This is a genomic window from Niallia sp. Sow4_A1, assembly GCF_052116745.1.
GTDB classification, from domain to species: domain Bacteria; phylum Bacillota; class Bacilli; order Bacillales; family Cytobacillaceae; genus Niallia; species Niallia hominis.
In genome coordinates, this window is record NZ_JBQKKM010000005.1 from 63105 (window position 1) to 80769 (window position 17665).

Annotated in this window: 15 protein-coding genes, 1 other RNA gene and 2 pseudogenes; 13 read left to right on the top strand and 5 right to left on the bottom strand. The window is 35.4% G+C overall.

Features of this window, described 5'->3' with window-relative positions; translation table 11 throughout:
* Window positions 1-119 precede the first annotated feature (119 nt).
* From ACTQ5K_RS04425 to ACTQ5K_RS04440, 4 genes and pseudogenes are all read left to right on the top strand, one after another.
* Window positions 120-956, top strand: a complete 837-nt coding sequence (locus ACTQ5K_RS04425) for a lipoate--protein ligase family protein (protein ID WP_031535292.1) — start codon at window positions 120-122, stop codon at window positions 954-956.
* A 492-nt stretch (window positions 957-1448) separates the two neighbouring features.
* Window positions 1449-2822 (top strand): annotated as a pseudogene (locus ACTQ5K_RS04430) (vitamin B12-dependent ribonucleotide reductase); the annotation flags it as partial.
* Between the two features lie 759 nt (window positions 2823-3581).
* The gene (gene ltrA / locus ACTQ5K_RS04435) at window positions 3582-5369 is read left to right on the top strand and encodes a group II intron reverse transcriptase/maturase (protein WP_231512498.1); all 1788 of its coding nucleotides are present in this window, start codon (window positions 3582-3584) and stop codon (window positions 5367-5369) included.
* 171 nt (window positions 5370-5540) lie between these two features.
* Window positions 5541-6716, top strand: a pseudogene (locus tag ACTQ5K_RS04440) (hypothetical protein); the annotation flags it as partial.
* Between the two features lie 186 nt (window positions 6717-6902).
* Here the strand turns inward: ACTQ5K_RS04440 and ACTQ5K_RS04445 are convergent.
* The gene (locus tag ACTQ5K_RS04445) at window positions 6903-7157 is read right to left on the bottom strand and encodes a spore coat protein (RefSeq protein ID WP_349204664.1); all 255 of its coding nucleotides are present in this window, start codon (window positions 7155-7157) and stop codon (window positions 6903-6905) included.
* 327 nt (window positions 7158-7484) lie between these two features.
* Between ACTQ5K_RS04445 and ACTQ5K_RS04450 the strand changes: the two genes are divergently transcribed.
* Window positions 7485-8369, top strand: coding sequence for a patatin-like phospholipase family protein (locus ACTQ5K_RS04450; protein ID WP_251629791.1), 885 nt, complete (start codon window positions 7485-7487; stop codon window positions 8367-8369).
* 59 nt (window positions 8370-8428) lie between these two features.
* Here the strand turns inward: ACTQ5K_RS04450 and ACTQ5K_RS04455 are convergent, their stop codons facing one another.
* Together ACTQ5K_RS04455 and ACTQ5K_RS04460 are read right to left on the bottom strand one after the other, a co-directional pair.
* Window positions 8429-8812, bottom strand: a complete 384-nt coding sequence (locus ACTQ5K_RS04455) for an SA1362 family protein (RefSeq protein ID WP_031535279.1) — start codon at window positions 8810-8812, stop codon at window positions 8429-8431.
* A gap of 165 nt (window positions 8813-8977) precedes the next feature.
* A complete protein-coding gene (locus ACTQ5K_RS04460; protein WP_031535278.1) occupies window positions 8978-9922 on the bottom strand; it encodes a DUF1385 domain-containing protein in 945 nt (314 codons plus the stop codon).
* A 224-nt stretch (window positions 9923-10146) separates the two neighbouring features.
* Between ACTQ5K_RS04460 and ACTQ5K_RS04465 the strand changes: the two genes are divergently transcribed.
* The 4 genes from ACTQ5K_RS04465 (at window position 10147) to ssrS (ending at window position 12812) form a co-directional block, all read left to right on the top strand.
* Complete coding sequence (locus tag ACTQ5K_RS04465; RefSeq protein WP_031535277.1) at window positions 10147-10677, top strand: YqhR family membrane protein; 531 nt, start codon at window positions 10147-10149, stop codon at window positions 10675-10677.
* Between the two features lie 245 nt (window positions 10678-10922).
* Window positions 10923-11984 (top strand): M24 family metallopeptidase, encoded by a 1062-nt coding sequence (locus ACTQ5K_RS04470; RefSeq protein ID WP_441993758.1) that lies wholly within the window; start codon window positions 10923-10925, stop codon window positions 11982-11984.
* 12 nt (window positions 11985-11996) lie between these two features.
* On the top strand, window positions 11997-12554 hold the full coding sequence (efp, locus tag ACTQ5K_RS04475) for an elongation factor P (protein ID WP_031535275.1): 558 nt from the start codon (window positions 11997-11999) through the stop codon (window positions 12552-12554).
* Window positions 12555-12620: 66 nt separating this feature from the next.
* Window positions 12621-12812, top strand: a non-coding RNA gene (gene ssrS, locus ACTQ5K_RS04480) — 6S RNA.
* A 283-nt stretch (window positions 12813-13095) separates the two neighbouring features.
* Here ssrS and ACTQ5K_RS04485 read toward each other — a convergent pair.
* Window positions 13096-13812, bottom strand: coding sequence for a LysM peptidoglycan-binding domain-containing protein (locus tag ACTQ5K_RS04485; RefSeq protein ID WP_051640902.1), 717 nt, complete (start codon window positions 13810-13812; stop codon window positions 13096-13098).
* A 61-nt stretch (window positions 13813-13873) separates the two neighbouring features.
* On the bottom strand, window positions 13874-15265 hold the full coding sequence (locus tag ACTQ5K_RS04490; RefSeq protein WP_251629789.1) for an alkaline phosphatase: 1392 nt from the start codon (window positions 15263-15265) through the stop codon (window positions 13874-13876).
* A 323-nt stretch (window positions 15266-15588) separates the two neighbouring features.
* Between ACTQ5K_RS04490 and spoIIIAA the strand changes: the two genes are divergently transcribed.
* Genes spoIIIAA through spoIIIAD form a run of 4 tightly spaced genes read left to right on the top strand, consistent with a single transcriptional unit; the run spans window position 15589 to window position 17661 of the window.
* Window positions 15589-16515 carry a stage III sporulation protein AA gene (spoIIIAA, locus tag ACTQ5K_RS04495; RefSeq protein ID WP_031535269.1) on the top strand — a complete coding sequence of 309 codons (927 nt, stop codon included), beginning with the start codon at window positions 15589-15591 and terminating at the stop codon, window positions 16513-16515.
* Window positions 16516-17031, top strand: coding sequence for a stage III sporulation protein SpoIIIAB (gene spoIIIAB, locus ACTQ5K_RS04500; RefSeq protein ID WP_031535267.1), 516 nt, complete (start codon window positions 16516-16518; stop codon window positions 17029-17031).
* Window positions 17032-17050: 19 nt separating this feature from the next.
* A complete protein-coding gene (gene spoIIIAC, locus ACTQ5K_RS04505; protein ID WP_016204918.1) occupies window positions 17051-17257 on the top strand; it encodes a stage III sporulation protein AC in 207 nt (68 codons plus the stop codon).
* 8 nt (window positions 17258-17265) lie between these two features.
* Window positions 17266-17661 carry a stage III sporulation protein AD gene (spoIIIAD, locus tag ACTQ5K_RS04510; protein ID WP_031535265.1) on the top strand — a complete coding sequence of 132 codons (396 nt, stop codon included), beginning with the start codon at window positions 17266-17268 and terminating at the stop codon, window positions 17659-17661.
* Window positions 17662-17665: the final 4 nt, after the last annotated feature.

Genomic DNA, 17665 nt, shown 5'->3' on the forward strand with positions numbered 1-17665 from the left:
TATCCATAACATTTCTTTAATTAAATTTATTTCCATGCAAGTTACTTTTAAATAGGCTTTCTTTTTGATATCCTTAGTAGGGATTTAATGTAATTATACATAGAAAAAGAGGGTTCGTTATGGTAAAAGAAACATGGAGATTTATTGATTCAGGCAATCATTCTCCTTCTTTTAATATGGCATTAGACGAAGCGTTATTAGAATGGCATTCTAAAGGAGTTTTTCCGCCGGTGATTCGTTTTTATGGCTGGAATCCTGCTACTTTATCTATTGGATATTTTCAGAAGGTAGAGAAAGAAATTGACTTACAAGCGGTTAAAGAATTAGGTCTTGGATTTGTAAGAAGACCAACTGGTGGAAGAGGCGTTCTGCATGAGCATGAATTGACATACAGTGTGATTGTTACAGAAGAACATCCTAATATGCCGAAAACAGTAACAGAAGCTTATCGGGTCATTTCGGAAGGTATATTAAAAGGGTTTCACTTTTTAGAATTAGATGCCTATTTTTCTGTGCCGAAAACAGAAGAACAAAAAAATAATTTGAAAAGTCCAAGATCCGCAGTATGCTTTGATGCGCCTAGTTGGTATGAATTAGTAGTTGAGGGAAGAAAGGTCGCTGGGAGTGCACAAACGAGACAACAGGGTGTTATTTTGCAGCATGGTTCTATTTTATTAGACTTAGACGAGGATAAATTATTCCGTCTATTTAAGTATCCTAATGACCGCGTCAAGGAAAGAATGCAAAAGGCTTTTAAGAGTAAAGCGGTAGCTATTAACGATTTAACATCGAGAAACATTTCCATTGAGATGGCGAAAGAAGCTTTTAGAAAAGGCTTTGAAGAAGGGTTGGATATTCAGTTAGATAATTATCAGTTAACTGATGAAGAATTAGAATATGTAGAAAAAATCGCGAAAGAAAAATATGAAAGCGATGAATGGAATTTTAGACGATAAATAGATCTAAATTTTTGAGCACGAAATTCTTTTATTAGAATTTCGTGTTTTAATTGCTTTTAAAAATGGTTGCTTAAACGAAAAAATACAATGCTTTCGTATCATTTTTACATGTCGAAAAATTTTTTTGGAGAGAAAAGATTAAGATAAACAGGCTAATATCAATGGATTATCCTATATTCCAATAAGCAAGTGCGAAAAAGGACGAAATTTCTTTTTTTATGTCTAATTATCTATGTATCTCTTTCTTTTTCTTTAAAATCTACTTTTTTTCGGTGTTTGACAAATCGGTAATTTTTTAAATATACACAATATATGGGTATTGATTTTTATGGTGAATACTATATGTTGATTTTATGTGTTTGATGTGATAGTTTAAGGGTATTAATAAAAAAATGCTAGATATCTAATTATAGATTTATATACAAAGATTATTTTTCAACAACTATTAGTATCTGCTCTACTTTTTATATGAATGAAGGGGTTGTGTGTATGTCAGTAATGTTAAGTCAAGGTGTGAAGGTAGATATAGAAAAGCTGAATAAGGATATTGCTTTATTTCCGGAGGTTCATCCAATTACCCCAGATATGAAACTAACTCATAAAGGCGTTTCTCGACTTGTCATGCTTGACCGTTATACGTATAAAGATACAGAGAAAATTACGTTATCAGCTGGCGATTTTGTTGTATTAACGATTAAAGAAGATCCAAAGTTTCCAGCAAGAGGATTAGGGTTCATTCAAGAAATTGACCATATTCTTAATACAGCGAAGGTATTAGTGGAAGAAGATTACCGTGGCGTTCTTGAAGGAGAAGAAGGAGAAACGGGTGTCATTGTTCGTTCCTTAGATGTAATTGAAAAACCGTTGGAAATTTATTATGAGCAAATTGCAAAACGAAACGCTACTGGTCTTGCATCTGTAGAAAAGACAGAAGAGAAAAGAAAAGAATGGTTCGAAAAGTTTTACAGTGAGCTTGTTCATTTGAACTTTATCCCTGCAGGTCGTGTATTATATGGAGCTGGAGCAGGAACAGATGTTACGTATTTCAACTGTTATGTAATGCCTTTTGTTCAGGATTCAAGAGAAGGTATTTCCGAGCATCGTAAGCAGGTTATGGAAATCATGAGTCGTGGAGGCGGTGTTGGAACAAATGGATCTACGCTAAGACCTCGTAATACACTAGCAAAAGGAGTTAATGGTAAATCATCTGGTTCTGTTTCTTGGTTAGATGATATTGCGAAATTAACACATTTAGTTGAACAGGGCGGTTCTCGTCGTGGTGCTCAAATGATTATGCTAGCTGATTGGCATCCAGATATTATTGAATTCATTATTTCGAAAATGCAAAATCCACGTATTTTACGTTTCTTGATTGAAAATACGCAAGATGAAACAATTAAAAAATATGCACAAGATAAATTGAAATTTACTCCTTTAACAGAACAAGAACGTTCTATGTATCAAGGAATTCTAAATTATAAAAATATCCCTGGGCAAGGTGGTTTTAACGAGAGTATTTTCCGTGATGCAGAAGAAAAGCTATCAAGCGGCGGTACTTATGCTGTTCATCAATCAGAATTTTTAACAGGTGCAAACATTTCTGTCTGCTTAACAAATGAATTTATGGATGCAGTGGAGAAGGATGAAGAATATGCACTTCGTTTCCCTGATGTTGAAAGCTACGATAAGGAGCAAATGCAACATTATAATGAAGAATGGCATAAAGTTGGCGATGTAAGAGAATGGGAAGCAGAAGGAAATAAAGTTCGTGTTTATCGTAAAATAAAAGCGAAGGAATTATGGAACTTAATTAATATCTGTGCAACTTATTCTGCAGAGCCAGGTATCTTCTTCATTGATAATGGTGCGACACGTTCTCTTATAAGTGCGGCTTAAACGTATGAAATAGAGGGTTTAACAAACAAAAGTTATGTTAAATACAACTGATAATTCCGATAGTGGGAATGAAAGCCGTCACGTTGAGCTGAAACCACTATGATGAGACTCCTACATGCATGGAATCATGATAGTGATGAAGTGTATGAAGCTAGGTAAAGTCGTCTGAATTTGACCTAAAACTCACTTAGAGTCATGGTCGAAGATAAGGCGGTCAGCCGAAAAAGGTGAATATGGTGAGAATGTCAGATTAGCAACCTGACTGACGAACTTGCGAATGAAAGGGTCTAGAATGAAATCCGCTTGAAAAGGTGGAAGGTTAACCAGTTTAACCGAGATTGTCGTGGAGTAAGTCCGTTGTCATGAAACACGATATAGTGAACAAGGACACTATATAATCTCAGGCTCAGAGCAAGCACCTAAGTTCAATCATATGGCTAGGAATTATTGGAACGTGGTAAGCAAGGAACACTCATTCAAGGACTATCATCCGAGTGGTTGATATAAGGATTTCTAATCTGAAATTCATTTATCCTTGTGAAAGTAGGGTCACAGTACCGAAGAAGCTTATGAAAATAAGTGGAGGGATAGACCCAAGTCTAATTCAATATATTAAACCAAACAAAGCAAGTGAAATTCGTTGATCGGGTAAGAATGCAGGGAATCACTGAGAAAGTCAGGTGATCTGCAACGAATATGAGCCTAAGACACAACGAGTATTATGGTATGCAAGAGTTTTTTGATGAATTATTTGCCAAGAGTAAGGAAGGACATCTTTTCAAAAATCTATTTAACCTAATCATAGATGAAAGAAACATCCTACTAGCTTACAGAAACATAAAAGCCAATAAAGGTTCTAAAACTGCTGGAACAGATAAGTATGTGATTGACAACTATAAAGTGATGAATAAGCAAGAATTCATAAATCTCATTCGAACTTCGCTCAAAGATTACAAACCTAAAGCAGTACGCAGAGTAATGATTCCAAAGGGAATGGATAATACCAAGTTTAGACCTTTAGGAATACCAACAATGTTGGATAGGCTAATTCAACAGATGTTTAAACAAATTCTTGAACCTATCTGTGAAGCTAAGTTTTATAATCACAGTTATGGTTTCAGACCATTACGAAGCACAAAACATGCTTTATCTAGGGTGAATTTCTTAGTTAATATCTCACAATTACATTATGTAGTAGATATCGACATAAAGGGATTCTTCGACAATGTAAATCATAGGGTTCTCATGAAGCAAATGTGGAATTTGGGCATTCATGATAGAAGGGTTTTAGCAATCATAAGCAAAATGCTCAAAGCACCGATAAAAGGTATTGGAATTCCAAACAAAGGTACTCCACAAGGAGGAATACTCTCACCTTTACTCTCTAACATTGTTCTTCATGATTTAGATATGTGGGTAAGTAATCAATGGGAAACTTTTGAAACGAAGCATGAGTATTCTCAGAATGTAAAGAAGTACTTAATGTTGAAACGAAATTCGAATATGAAGATTGGCTTTATAGTTCGATACGCAGATGACTTCAAAATTATGACCAATAATCATGAGAATGCAGTCAAATGGTTTCATGCAGTGGCAGGATACTTGAAGGGTAGATTGAAATTAGATATCTCACCTGAGAAATCTAAAATTACAAATCTCAAAAAGAAGTCCTCGGATTTCTTGGGATTTAAAATTAAGGCTGTTAGGAAGAAACAAAAACATCTTGTTAGGGTAAATATGATTGATAAGAAGAAAGCTGATGTCATTAGGAAAATGAAGGAACTAATTCTTAGAATTAGGAAGGAAACGACCGTTAATAACATAAGGCTCTTTAATGCTTATGTAATGGGGATACAAAATTACTTTAAATACGGGAGTATGGTTCCATCAGATTTCAAAGACATAGCACACAAGGTTCATCCTTATGCTAGGAGTAAACTACATCAAGTTGGAGGGAAATATGCACACCCAACGGATGCAAGTAAAGTCTATAATCAATACTACTCAAGTAACCTCAAAACATGGAAGGTACTAGGAGTTCATCTCTTTCCTATACATGGGATTACAAGTTTTACTGAATCTAGACAATTTAATCCTAAGCTTTCGGTCTACACTGATGAAGGTAGAAAATTAATTCACAATAAACTTCAACCAGTTGTCGAATATAACATAAGAATACTAATGCAATCCAAGATACAAGACCAATCAATCGAATATCAAGACAATAGACTTTCCCGTTACTCAATGAGGAATGGATGTTGTGAAATACTTGGTATCTTTCTTGAAGCACATGAAGTTCACTGTCATCATGTAAAGCCTAGAAGTTTAGGTGGAACGGATAAGTATGATAACCTCAAAATTATCCATGAAGACATGCATAGACTACTTCATGCTACTGAAAAAGAAACGATTGATAAATACCTTGTTAAATGGAAACTCAATCAGAATTCGAAACTGATTGAGAAGATAAATGCATTGCGTAAGAAATGTAAGAATGAATCAATCTTGATTTAGAGGCATTCAAAAACTTGCACAATACTCGATAAATAATTATTAAGCTTGTAACTTGTTGAAATTTGGTTTAGTAGGATTAGATAGAACGCCGTATGAGGTGAAAATCTCACGTACGGTGTGGAGTGGGGGAAAAGGTGGAGAATTGCTTCAAAGCCTTACCTATCACTATCAAATGAAATGACAAACGCTACTAGCTATGGTCAAAAAGTTGTGGCGACAAACCCTTGTGGAGAGCAGCCATTAGCTCCATTTAGTGTATGTAATCTAGCTGCTGTTAACCTTGCAGAAATGGCAGATAAGGAAAACAAAACAGTTAATTTTGAAAAGCTTAAGAAAACAGTGGAAATAGGCGTAAGAATGCAGGATAACGTAATCGATGCAACTCCTTACTTCTTGGAAGAAAATAAAAAGCAAGCGCTTGGAGAACGTCGTGTGGGTCTTGGTGTTATGGGTCTTCATGATCTACTGATTTACTGTGAAACAGAATATGGCAGTGCAGAGGGAAATGTCTTAGTAGATAAAGTATTTGAAACCATCGCAACAACTGCATACAGAGCATCTATTGAGTTAGCGAAAGAAAAAGGCAGCTTCCCATTCTTACAAGCGGAATCAGAGGAAGAGGTTGCAAAACTACGCGATGCCTTTATTCATACTGGCTTCATGAAAAAAATGCCTGAGGATATTAGAGAAGCCATTCTTCAATATGGTATTCGTAACTCTCATTTATTAACAGTAGCACCTACAGGCAGTACAGGTACAATGGTTGGGGTATCAACTGGTCTTGAGCCATACTTCTCCTTCTCTTATTTCCGAAGCGGAAGACTTGGAAAATTCATTGAAGTGAAAGCAGATATTGTTCAAGAATATTTAGATGCGCATCCAGAAGCAGATCCAAATAATCTTCCAAATTGGTTCGTTGCTGCAATGGATTTGGCTCCAGAGGCACATGCTGATGTTCAATGTATCATTCAAAGATGGATTGATAGCTCTATTAGTAAAACGGTAAATGCACCAAAAGGATATAGTGTAGAGCAAGTTCAAAAAGTGTATGAAAGATTATATCGTGGTGGTGCAAAAGGCGGAACCGTTTATGTGGATGGCTCTCGCGATAGTCAAGTACTAACATTAAAAGCGGAAGAAAACACATTTGAAGAAACACAACCACAAAAGCATCAAGAACCACATGTAGTTCTTGTCGATACGATAAATGAGTTAAAATCAACAAATGTAACGATTGGTTCAGAAATAGGCGATACTTGTCCTGTATGCCGAAAAGGTGTAGTAGAAGAAATCGGTGGATGTAATACTTGTACGAATTGCAACACACAATTAAAATGTGGCCTTTAATACGCAGATATTGGTCATAATGAATATAGCTTCAGTTTGAAATTATTACTTTTATGAATAAAGCTACAGAAAGAGGCTGAGCAATTGTCAGCCTCTTTAAATATATATAAAAGCAGGATTAATCTATATTAAGGAGAGTGATATAAAGGTGGTTCGCTTATCGCTCCCATTAACTATTACATTATTTTAATAAAACCCAAACGGTGGGACGCCATATCCGTAACCATATGGTGGATAACCATATCCTCCATATAATGCTGGACCAAGTAATGCCCCTGTTGCAAATCCTCCTAACAAGCCTAAGCCAAGTCCTAAGCCAGCTCCTCCAAAGCCGAACCCAGGTCTACCGAATCCAGGTCTACCAAAACCTGGTCTGCCAAATCCACCAAACCCAGGTCGTATTCTTCTAATATCTTGTGGATAAATGAATTGATTTTGCATAAATATCCTCCTCTTTTTTCATTATTTAGCTAATGTGCACATCCTTCGCTACTTTTTATCTTCAAAACAAGATACTGCACTTATCTACTTCGAATTAGTTTATGTGTCTATACACTATATTGATTGATACAAATGCCTAAACCCAATATGCATTTACTGCATCCTTTTTAAAGTGAATACGATGACCATAAATAAAAGAATGACATTTAACTTGTCTTCTGTACTATTTTCTAATTACGAATACTAAATTGGAGTATAAAGGTCTAGAGTCCATAAAAATGAAAAACCTTTCGAAGTCCCATTTGCTTGTTAAAAGGAGTGAATTTTATGTATATAGACGGGGTCTTTTCTGGAGGAGGAATTAAAGGGCTAGCTTTAGTGGGAGCATATGAAGTTGTAGAACAACGAGGATTTCAATTTGCTCGGTTGGCAGGAACTAGTGCAGGTTCAATCGTTGCTGCCTTAATTGCTGCAGGGTATACGAGTCGAGAAATAGCGGAATTATTGGAGGATTTGGATTTAAGTACCTTTTTAGATGAACGACAATTGCTCATTCCTTTTCCACTTGCAAAATGGTTTTTTCTATATTGGAAGTTAGGGTTATATAAAGGAGAAGAACTGGAAAAATGGATAGAAAGTAAATTGGCCGTAAAAGGTTTAAAAACATTTGCAGATATACCCCCACAAACTTTACGCTTTATTGCTTCAGATATTACAAATGGTGTATTAATGATTCTACCAGACGACTTGCCGAAATACAGAATCAATCCCCAAACTTTTTCGATTGCAAAAGCGATTAGGATGAGTTGTAGTCTGCCTTATTTTTTTGAGCCAGTAACTCTTGGAAATAAGTCAAATAAAAATGTGATTGTTGATGGGGGAGTGCTCAGTAATTTCCCAATGTGGTTATTTGATCAAGAGAATGTACTGAAAACAAGACCTGTTTTAGGAGTTAAATTAAGTCATAGTATAAGGGAGCATCCAAAGCATAGAATCAAAAATGCTATTGATTTATTTGCAGCAATGTTTGAAACGATGAAAGATGCACATGATTCCCGCTATATTTCCAGGAAGCATGAGAAAAATATTATCTTTGTTCCAACAGAGGGGGTACTCGCAACAGAATTTGCACTTACAAAAGAAGATCAAGTAAAACTAATACAGTTAGGAAGAGATTGTGCTACGAAATTTTTTGAAAAATGGGCTTATTAAAACATGATGGGGCTATATCCTAAAGGCTCTATCTATATAGCAAAAAAGAATCGAGCCCTCTATAAAGAAGCCCGATTCTTTTTTTTGCTCTTCTTCCCTTCAATAACAGTTAAATGTGCAGTGCTTTTACTACGTTTATGCTTGTTGGCTTTTAAGGAAGAGGATTTAGTTGAATGTTGCTGCTGTCCTGCTGGTACCTTTTCTCTTGTTTGTAGCCGTTTTTTTGATTTCTTTGCAGCTTTTAGAAAAGCTCTTTGCTCTCTTTTTTGCGGACTAGTTGTATTGAAATGGCGGAAAATGAACCAAATAATAGCACCTACAGCAACAATGACAGCAATGTTTAGAAAAAATCCAGCAGGATTTTTTATTAAACTAGTAGTTAAGCCAATGAAAGCAAGGAGAAAAATACTCCCAAATAAGATAATTGAAAATCGGTTCTTCAAAAAGCCACCTCCCTAAAAGCATGATGAGCATTTTTTCTAACTTTTAAACTATTATTAAGAAAAGTTTATTCAAAAAAAGCCAAATTGTTCACAAGAAAAAGTTTTCAGAAAAAAGATTTTTAAACGGTAATAAAACTATATAAATAGGGAAGATTCTTTTATAAATTATTTAACAACTGTCTTTGAAACCTGTGCTTCCGTTTCTTCCTCGCGTTTCTTTAATTCGGAGAAGGAAAGTATAGCCACTTCCACTTGATCATCACTTGGTTCTTTTGTTGTTAATAATTGTAGCCATAGACCAGGCAATCCAAGATATTTTAAAACTGGGACATTTCTTAATTTATTGGTAAACTGTAATACCTCAAAGGAAATTCCAAGCACGACTGGAATCAAAGCAATACGAATAAGTACTCTGTCTAAAAGGTTGTCTGGATAGAAAAATAAATAGAGAAATAACCCAACAATTACCGTGAACAGAATAAAACTTGATCCACAGCGATAATGTAACCTTGAAGCCGACTGTACATTTTCTATTGTTAATTCTTTCCCACTTTCATATGCATTAATAACTTTATGTTCAGCACCATGATACTGAAAGACTCTTTTAATAATAGGAGTCAGTGAGACAAAATAAATATATCCAAGTAAAAGAATTAGCTTAAAAAAGCTTTCTAATAGTATTTGCGCAACATGTCCAGAAATAATCGGCATAAACATAGCTGCTAGGAAAGTCGGAATAAGCGTAAAAATGAATTTTCCAAATAAAAAGGAAAGTACACCAAGAACTGCTACTCCTAAAATCATGGATACTTTAGAAGGCTCTTGTTCTTCCAATTTATAATCTTCAGAAGGATCAACATCATAGCGATCCGTTGAAAAATTTAAATGCTTTGTTCCATTTCCGCTTGATTCAATAATGGCAATAATACCTCGTAAAAATGGTATTTTTTTTAATTTTGCTAGCTTGGTATTATACGTTCTAGGAAGATGAAAATAATCAACAGTCTGATCTTTGCGTCTTATGGCTGTGACATAATGATGTTTTCCACCAAACATCACACCTTCTACAACTGCCTGACCTCCGTATAATGGTTTTTGTTCACTTGACATGTATAACAGCACCAACCTCAGGATAATTTAGGTGAAAACAACTTAATTTTTTCATCTGTAAGATTTTTATGGTTGTATATCCCCTAATACTATATTACTAAAAAATTCAAAAAACCACTAGCAAGACATCCCATCCTTTGTGAATGAACCTTTTAATCAAACGCTAAGATAAACATGCAAGGAAAGAAAAGGATTGGGACATACTAGGGTTGGAGGTGGACATTATGGATAATCAACAACAATCACATGAAAAAGGAAGACCGATGTCTTTTATCGCCTTAGTAATTTGGACAGGCATGTTTGGAGGGATATTCTGGTCGCTTATTGGGTACATAGGATATGTTTTTCATTTTACAGAAATACGCCCTAATATCCTCTTAGAGCCTTGGGCGATTGGTAGTTGGAAATATGGCTGGCTTGGAACGGTAATCAGTATCGTCTTCATAGGTTTTTTTTCAACTGGAGCAGCATTTGCTTACTATTTGATGCTAAGGAAATTTAAAACCATCTATATAGGAATTGGATATGGGATTGCATTGTTTATTTGTGTTTTTGTCATTTTAAACCCTATATTTCCAAGCATGGCCCCATTTCTAGAGCTGAAAAGGGATACAATCATTTTTTCCGCATGTTTATATGCCCTTTATGGTGTATTTGTGGGTTATACAATCTCTTATGAAGAAAGTGAAATTCAACTAAAAAAATGGAAGGAAAAAAAGCCGTCAACTAATTTAACAGGTAATGAAGGGCAATAAAATCATTTTTTAATTTCTTGAAAAGTGGTTATGCCCTCTTACTCAAGGCTTTTATTTGGCTAGTTAGGGTGTCTAAAATCTTTATTTGCTAGCTATTTTGCCTGTATTATAAAAGTATTTATGTTAAAATAATTTCATGAGTGTACTTTTTTCATCATTCAGATTTTTACCTTATCTAGAAGTTGTTAAGGCTATAGAAAGCATGTACCTCTAGGCAAGTGTATCAAATAAGGGAGAGGGTTATAATGGAGAAACTTAAAAGAGTAAGAGAAGCACTAGCAGAAGTTGGGGCAGATGGTATTTTAATAACAAGTACATATAACAGACGTTATGTTAGTAATTTTACAGGATCTTCAGGAGCTGTATTAATAGGCGGAGAGAAAGCTTTATTTATCACAGACTTCCGTTATGTGGAACAGGCAGGAAACCAATGCAGTGGATTCGAAGTTGTTCAGCATAAAGGGGCAATTCTTCAAGAGGTTGCAAGTCAAGCAGAGAAATTGGGAATAAAGAAACTAGCTTTTGAACAAGATTATACAACCTTTACTCAATATAAGGAGCTAGAATCTGTTGTAAAAGGAGAATTAGTGCCAGTTTCAGGTATAATTGAAAAGTTACGCTTGATTAAGACTAATGAAGAGATTAAGATATTAAAGGAAGCTGCTAAGATTGCTGATGCTGCTTTCACCCATATCCTTGATTTTATTAAGGTAGGGAAAACAGAATTGGAAGTTTCGAATGAATTAGAGTTTTTTATGAGAAAATTAGGCGCCACTTCATCCTCCTTTGATACAATTGTTGCATCAGGGACAAGATCTGCATTGCCACATGGTGTTGCAACCGACAAAGTAATTGAAGCTGGTGATTTTATTACATTAGATTACGGTGCTTATTATAATGGCTATGTATCAGATATTACGAGAACCATTGCTATCGGTAACCCAGATGAGAAATTAAAAGAGATTTATGATATCGTATTAAAAGCTCAACTAAAGGGAATGGAAGGCATTAAACCAGGAATAACAGGTTTCCAAGCAGATGCACTGACTCGTGATTACATAACTGAAAAAGGCTATGGGGAATATTTTGGACATACTACAGGTCACGGAATTGGGCTAGAAGTTCATGAAGGACCTAATTTATCCTTCCGAAATAATGCTCCTCTAGAACCAGGTATGGTCGTAACAGTGGAACCAGGTATTTATATCGCAGGACTTGGTGGAGTGCGTATTGAAGATGATACAATAATAACAAATAATCATAATGAAGCTTTAACCCATTCAACTAAGGAACTGATTATTTTATAGGAGGATTACTGCATGATTTCAGTAAACGATTTTAAAACAGGTTTAACAATTGAGGTAGACGGTGGAATTTGGCGCGTACTTGATTTCCAACACGTTAAGCCTGGTAAGGGAGCAGCGTTTGTTCGCTCTAAATTAAAGAATTTACGTACTGGAGCTGTTCAAGAAAAAACATTTAGAGCTGGCGAAAAAGTTGCAAAAGCGCAAATTGACAATCGCAAAATGCAATATCTATATGCTAATGGTGACCAGCACGTATTTATGGATGTAGAATCTTATGACCAAATTGAGCTTTCTGCTTCTGTAATCGAATACGAACTAAAATTCTTAAAAGAAAATATGGAAGTCCATATTATGATGTATCAATCCGAAACTCTAGGTGTAGAGCTTCCAAATACGGTTGTATTAGAAGTTACTGAAACAGAACCTGGAATTAAGGGAGATACGGCATCTGGTGGTACAAAACCTGCAGTGATGGAAACAGGATTAACTGTTCAAGTTCCTTTCTTTGTTAATCAAGGGGATCGTTTGATTATTAACACAGCTGAAGCAAGCTACGTTTCTCGTGCTTAATACTTAAAAGTGACATCCTAATTTTACCATTTGCTTTCCAAAGGAAATTCATGTATGATAAAACCATAGAAGCTGCGTTGTACGTTATCGTATGAAGTTTCAACCTTTATCGATAATTAGGGAGTTCTATATTAAAGAAGGATCAGCAGGCCTAATGCCATTTGTCATTAGGACATATGATGAGAGCTTTTGCGAACACCCACCTGGTGGAGCAGGTTTTGAAACTCCATACATCTAAGCGGCAAATGCGGCTGAAAAAGGAGGTAATCAATTGATTACCTCCTTTTTCTATGGGATTTTGACAAAATGAAATAGCTAATCAATAAAGACAAACATTCTCTAATTTAGCTTTTAAGTGATACGACTCTTTTTTTATTAATTGAGTTTTCGAATATATGTCTATGTGCCGACGAGGAAAGCTGATCATATAGATAACTTTATTTCCATTCGAAAGAAAAGATATGTATAAAGATTTACCTTGCCTTTGTGTACACACTACTCTTTTTATTACAGGAGAAAGTAGAGTAAGATAGCTAAAAGCTTATCCTACTCTTAGTTTCTGTCCTGGGTATATTTTATTAACATCCTTCAATTGATTCCATTTCTCTATTTTACTAACACTTGTATGAAAAGTCTTCGCAATTTGGCTGACGGTATCTCCTTTTTTTACTACATAATAAACAGCTTGTGTGGAAGGTATTTTGATTTTCTGTCCTACTTTAATTAGGTTCGGGTTTGCTATTTGATTGTAAGCTGCAAGAACTTTAATCGTTGTTTTATATTTTCTACTAATTTCATATAATGTATCTCCTTTTTTAACAATATATTCATTGTTACTAGAAGGAATGGCTTCAGTATCTGATTCAAAATAAGGAAGTGGGTTAACTGCATTCGTTTTATTATTATTCCAACGGCCAATGTGTAATTCAAAATGTAAATGCTGACCGGTTGAATCTCCTGTATTACCCATAATGCCAATAACTTGTCCTTTTTTTACATATTCTCCGACCTTTACTTTCCGAGAACCACTTTTTAAGTGGGCATAAACCGTTTCATATTCTTTGCCAGAAATGTTATGAAGAATCATGATACATTCTCCGTAACTTGTTGAAAAATAGGATTTGGTCACCTTGCCGTCAGCACATGCTCTAATCGCATTAATTCCATTTTGTGCAAAGTCAATTCCAAAATGCTTGTCCTTACCTGTAGAACGGAATCCATTTGATATATATGTGACAGAAGTTGGTTTTAAAAACATAAATAATCACCTCATGATAGAATATGTTGAAGTGATTATTTACGTTTGGATGTTTACCATATTAATTAGCAAAAGGATAGCCCATAATGGAGGCAATTTTCTTGGGAATATCGGTATTATCTAACACCCCATGAAATTCTTCTGCCCCCATTCCAAATGCGAAAACAACAATCATATTACTTGTATGCCCCCCTGTAGTGCTAAGCTGTTGTACTTCTGGTTGGAGGATACCGCCGTGGTAATGGTTCGCAATAATACTTCCAATTTGCCAGTCGATTTGTTGCTCGCGATAGACTTGTTCTTTCTTCGGTAATTTGTTTGTTTGAAATTTGGCAAGCTCTTCATTAGTTATATCCATTGCTGCATAGTCTTTAAAGACCTTTCGTATACTTTTTTCCGTATAGTGATTACTTGTTTTTTTCTTCGTTAGTTGCTGAGCCATGTAATGAGGAGATGCAGTAATGTTTTTAAGTGCATTTATATCCATTGCTTCAGTGGCAGAAACCCCCATCGTTTCGTGGTCAGCGGCAACAACAACTAATGTATCTTGTTGTTTATTAGCCCACTCCACACAGTATTTAACCACTTCATCGAAGGCAATTGTTTCTTTCCATATTCCTGTAATATCGGATGTATGGGAGGCGTGGTCAATACGACCTCCTTCAATCATGGCAAAAAAACCTTTCTCGTCTTTTGATAGAATATCGAGTGTTTTTTTAGTCATTTCCTGTAAGGTTGGTTCTGTTGTTTTGAGTAGTTCACGATCTAATTGAAAATTTAAGTGAGCATCTCCAAAAAGCCCGAGAATTTTATTCGAATTTGTTTTTTCTAATTGATCTGCAGTTGAAATATAACGATACCCTGAGTTTTTGTATGCATCAATCAGGTCAATCCCTCTTTTATCTTTTCGAGTAAAGAATTTTTTGCCTCCTCCCATAATGATATCTACTTTATTGCTTAATTGTTGCTTGGCAATTTCCTCTTGGTCTGCCCATCTATTATTGACACTTGCAGTAAAGCTTGCTGGTGTTGCATCTGTTACCGAATTAGTAGTAATTATTGCTGTTCTTTTTCCCTCCTTTTTAAATATATCTAAAATGCTGTCTTCGTTTTTTCCATTTGGTGTAATGCCAATCATCCCATTATTCGTTTTCTGTCCAATCGCAAGAGCAGTTCCCCCGGCTGCAGAGTCAGTAACCCGATTATTGCTGGAGGATGTATGGACAATCGCTGTGTAGGGGAGTGTTTCCATAAAAAGTTTTCCTTTTACTCCATGCTCCAATAAGCGAGCAATCTCCATTTGCCCGATACCCATACCATCTCCTATGAGCAATATAACATTTTTAGGTGTATCCTTTTGTTCTTTGCTTAAAGCGGGCTTATCTACAACTGGTTGAACAGAAAGGAAGAACCCTAAACTAATGGAAAGGAAAACGAAAAGTAGCTTTTTCAAATCTTTATCCTCCTAGGCGTTTGACGTTTAATCTTGTATAGCTTTTGAAAAAAAGCATTTTTTAATCCCTATTTACCTATCTTTGCGAGGTTCTTAAATAAATTACATGTATAAAAATAAAGGAATCAAACAGGAAATGACATAAAAAAGGTAGACGAGCATACATTTTAATAAGTCATCCTATGTATGTTATGTGGAGGGAAGTTTTCTTCTGTATATGAATAATGAATAGCAGCCAGAATTAACTTTGCAAATTTACAACCAATAAAATCAATGAAAAGCTGAAAAAAAGCAGAAATCTTATAGCAAAGGAGGAATTTTTTGTGAATACTATCTATTCTTTTTTGCCTAAATCTATTGAAAATCAAATACTCACAATCCCTCCATCTGAAAGATTAGGTATGGAAGAGATTCGAGTTCGGATAGGCAGACCTTTAGAAGTATTTATAAATGGACATTCTATCTTTTTTCCATTTATTGTTTCGAAAGAGGATGGGAACCAATTACTAAATAAAATAAGTCGATACTCGGTTTATACAATGGAAGAAGAATTGAAAAGAGGTTATATCACTGTTCAAGGTGGGCATCGTGTTGGACTTGCGGGCAGAGTTATTTTGCAAGATAGCAAAGTAAAGGCAATACGGGATGTAGCTTCTTTCAATATTCGTATTGCAAAGGAGAAGATCGGAATAGCTAATCCATACATTCCCTATTTATATGATAAAGGAAAATGGCGGCATACGATGATTATTGGACCCCCGCAGACCGGGAAAACGACCTTATTAAGAGATATAGCTAGATTAATTTCATCTGAAGAGGAGCATTCATTACGTAAGCCAGCGAAAGTAGGGATTGTGGATGAACGATCCGAAATTGCAGGGTGTATGGATGGAATACCTCAAATGACGTTTGGCCAACGCATAGATGTTCTGGATGCTTGTCCAAAAGCGGAAGGAATGATGATGATGATTCGTTCCATGAGCCCAGATGTTCTGATTGTAGATGAGGTAGGTCGAAAAGAAGATGAAGAAGCAATCCTAGAAGCTGTTAATGCTGGTATTCAATTAGTAATGACAACACATGGATCAAGCTTGGAAGAAGTAAAAAAACGACCGATGCTTTCTAGGATGATAAAAATGGGCATATTTGAACGCTATATTGAATTAAATAGAAAGAAGGGTCCTGGCACAGTAACAGCAATAAGAAATGGACAAGGCCATTTATTAATGGATGAAATGAAGGTGAAATAAATGGTGAAAATAATTGGCGCTATCTTGATTCTTGCTTCAACAAGTTGGGGTGGAATGGAATTTTCAAAACTATTAAGCCAAAGACCAAAGCAAATAAGGGCACTAAAATCAGCACTTCAATCATTAGAGGCGGAGATTATGTATGGACATACCCCCTTACATGAAGCTTCCAGAAGATTAGCAGAACAATTAAGTGATCCACTAAGTTCTTTTTTTGGAAGTTTTGCGGAGCGCTTAATCAAAGAAGATACAACTGTCAAAGAAGCGTGGAGTTTATCTTTACATGATATTTGGAAAAAAACGGCGATGAAAGATACTGAATTAGAAATCATGAAGCAATTCGGTGAAACATTAGGCAGGCACGACCGTTTTTCACAACAAAAGCAAATAATGCTTACGCTGACTCATTTAGAAAGAGAAGAAGAAGAGGCAAGAGAAATACAAGGGAAATATGAAAAAATGGTAAGAAGCTTAGGATTTCTGTCCGGTCTGCTGATTGTCATTTTATTGATGTAGTTTTTAGGAGGAGACTTTTATGGGCTTAGAGGTCGATATTATATTCAAAATCGCAGGAGTAGGAATCGTCGTAGCTTTTTTACACACAATCCTCGACCAAGTTGGCAAGAAGGAGTATGCACAATGGGTTACCTTATTTGGATTTATTTACATTCTATTTATGGTAGCGAATATTGTAAATGATTTGTTTCAAAAGATAAAAGCCGTATTTTTATTCCAAGGGTAAAGGAGGATATCATCATTGAAATTCTTCAAATAGTTGGAATTGCATTAATTTCTACTTTTTTAGCATTGGTGGTAAAAGAACAAAAGCCCAATATTGCCTTTTTATTAGTTGTGTTTGTTGGCTGTGCAATTTTCCTTTTTCTTGTTGACCAAATAGCGGCAATTATCCAAATGGTAGAAAGAATTGCTTTAAATGCAAGGGTAAACACTGTTTACGTAGAAACAATTCTGAAAATTATTGGCATCGCCTATATAGCAGAATTTGCAGTGCAAATTACTAAAGATGCAGGACAAGGTTCTATCGCATCAAAGATTGAACTAGCAGGAAAAATCTTGATTTTAGCAATGGCGGTACCAATATTGACTGTATTAGTAGAAACAATTTTAAATATGATTCCAAGTTAAGTAG

Coding starts and splice junctions, on each gene's coding strand:
- ltrA (WP_231512498.1), top strand. CDS start 3,582: ATGCAAGAGTTTTTTGATGAATTATTTGCCAAGAGTAAGGAAGGACAT.
- ACTQ5K_RS04445 (WP_349204664.1), bottom strand. CDS start 7,157: ATGCAAAATCAATTCATTTATCCACAAGATATTAGAAGAATACGACCT.
- ACTQ5K_RS04465 (WP_031535277.1), top strand. CDS start 10,147: ATGGATAATCAACAACAATCACATGAAAAAGGAAGACCGATGTCTTTT.
- ACTQ5K_RS04460 (WP_031535278.1), bottom strand. CDS start 9,922: ATGTCAAGTGAACAAAAACCATTATACGGAGGTCAGGCAGTTGTAGAA.
- ACTQ5K_RS04425 (WP_031535292.1), top strand. CDS start 120: ATGGTAAAAGAAACATGGAGATTTATTGATTCAGGCAATCATTCTCCT.
- efp (WP_031535275.1), top strand. CDS start 11,997: ATGATTTCAGTAAACGATTTTAAAACAGGTTTAACAATTGAGGTAGAC.
- spoIIIAB (WP_031535267.1), top strand. CDS start 16,516: ATGGTGAAAATAATTGGCGCTATCTTGATTCTTGCTTCAACAAGTTGG.
- ACTQ5K_RS04485 (WP_051640902.1), bottom strand. CDS start 13,812: ATGTTTTTAAAACCAACTTCTGTCACATATATATCAAATGGATTCCGT.
- ACTQ5K_RS04450 (WP_251629791.1), top strand. CDS start 7,485: ATGTATATAGACGGGGTCTTTTCTGGAGGAGGAATTAAAGGGCTAGCT.
- ACTQ5K_RS04470 (WP_441993758.1), top strand. CDS start 10,923: ATGGAGAAACTTAAAAGAGTAAGAGAAGCACTAGCAGAAGTTGGGGCA.
- spoIIIAC (WP_016204918.1), top strand. CDS start 17,051: ATGGGCTTAGAGGTCGATATTATATTCAAAATCGCAGGAGTAGGAATC.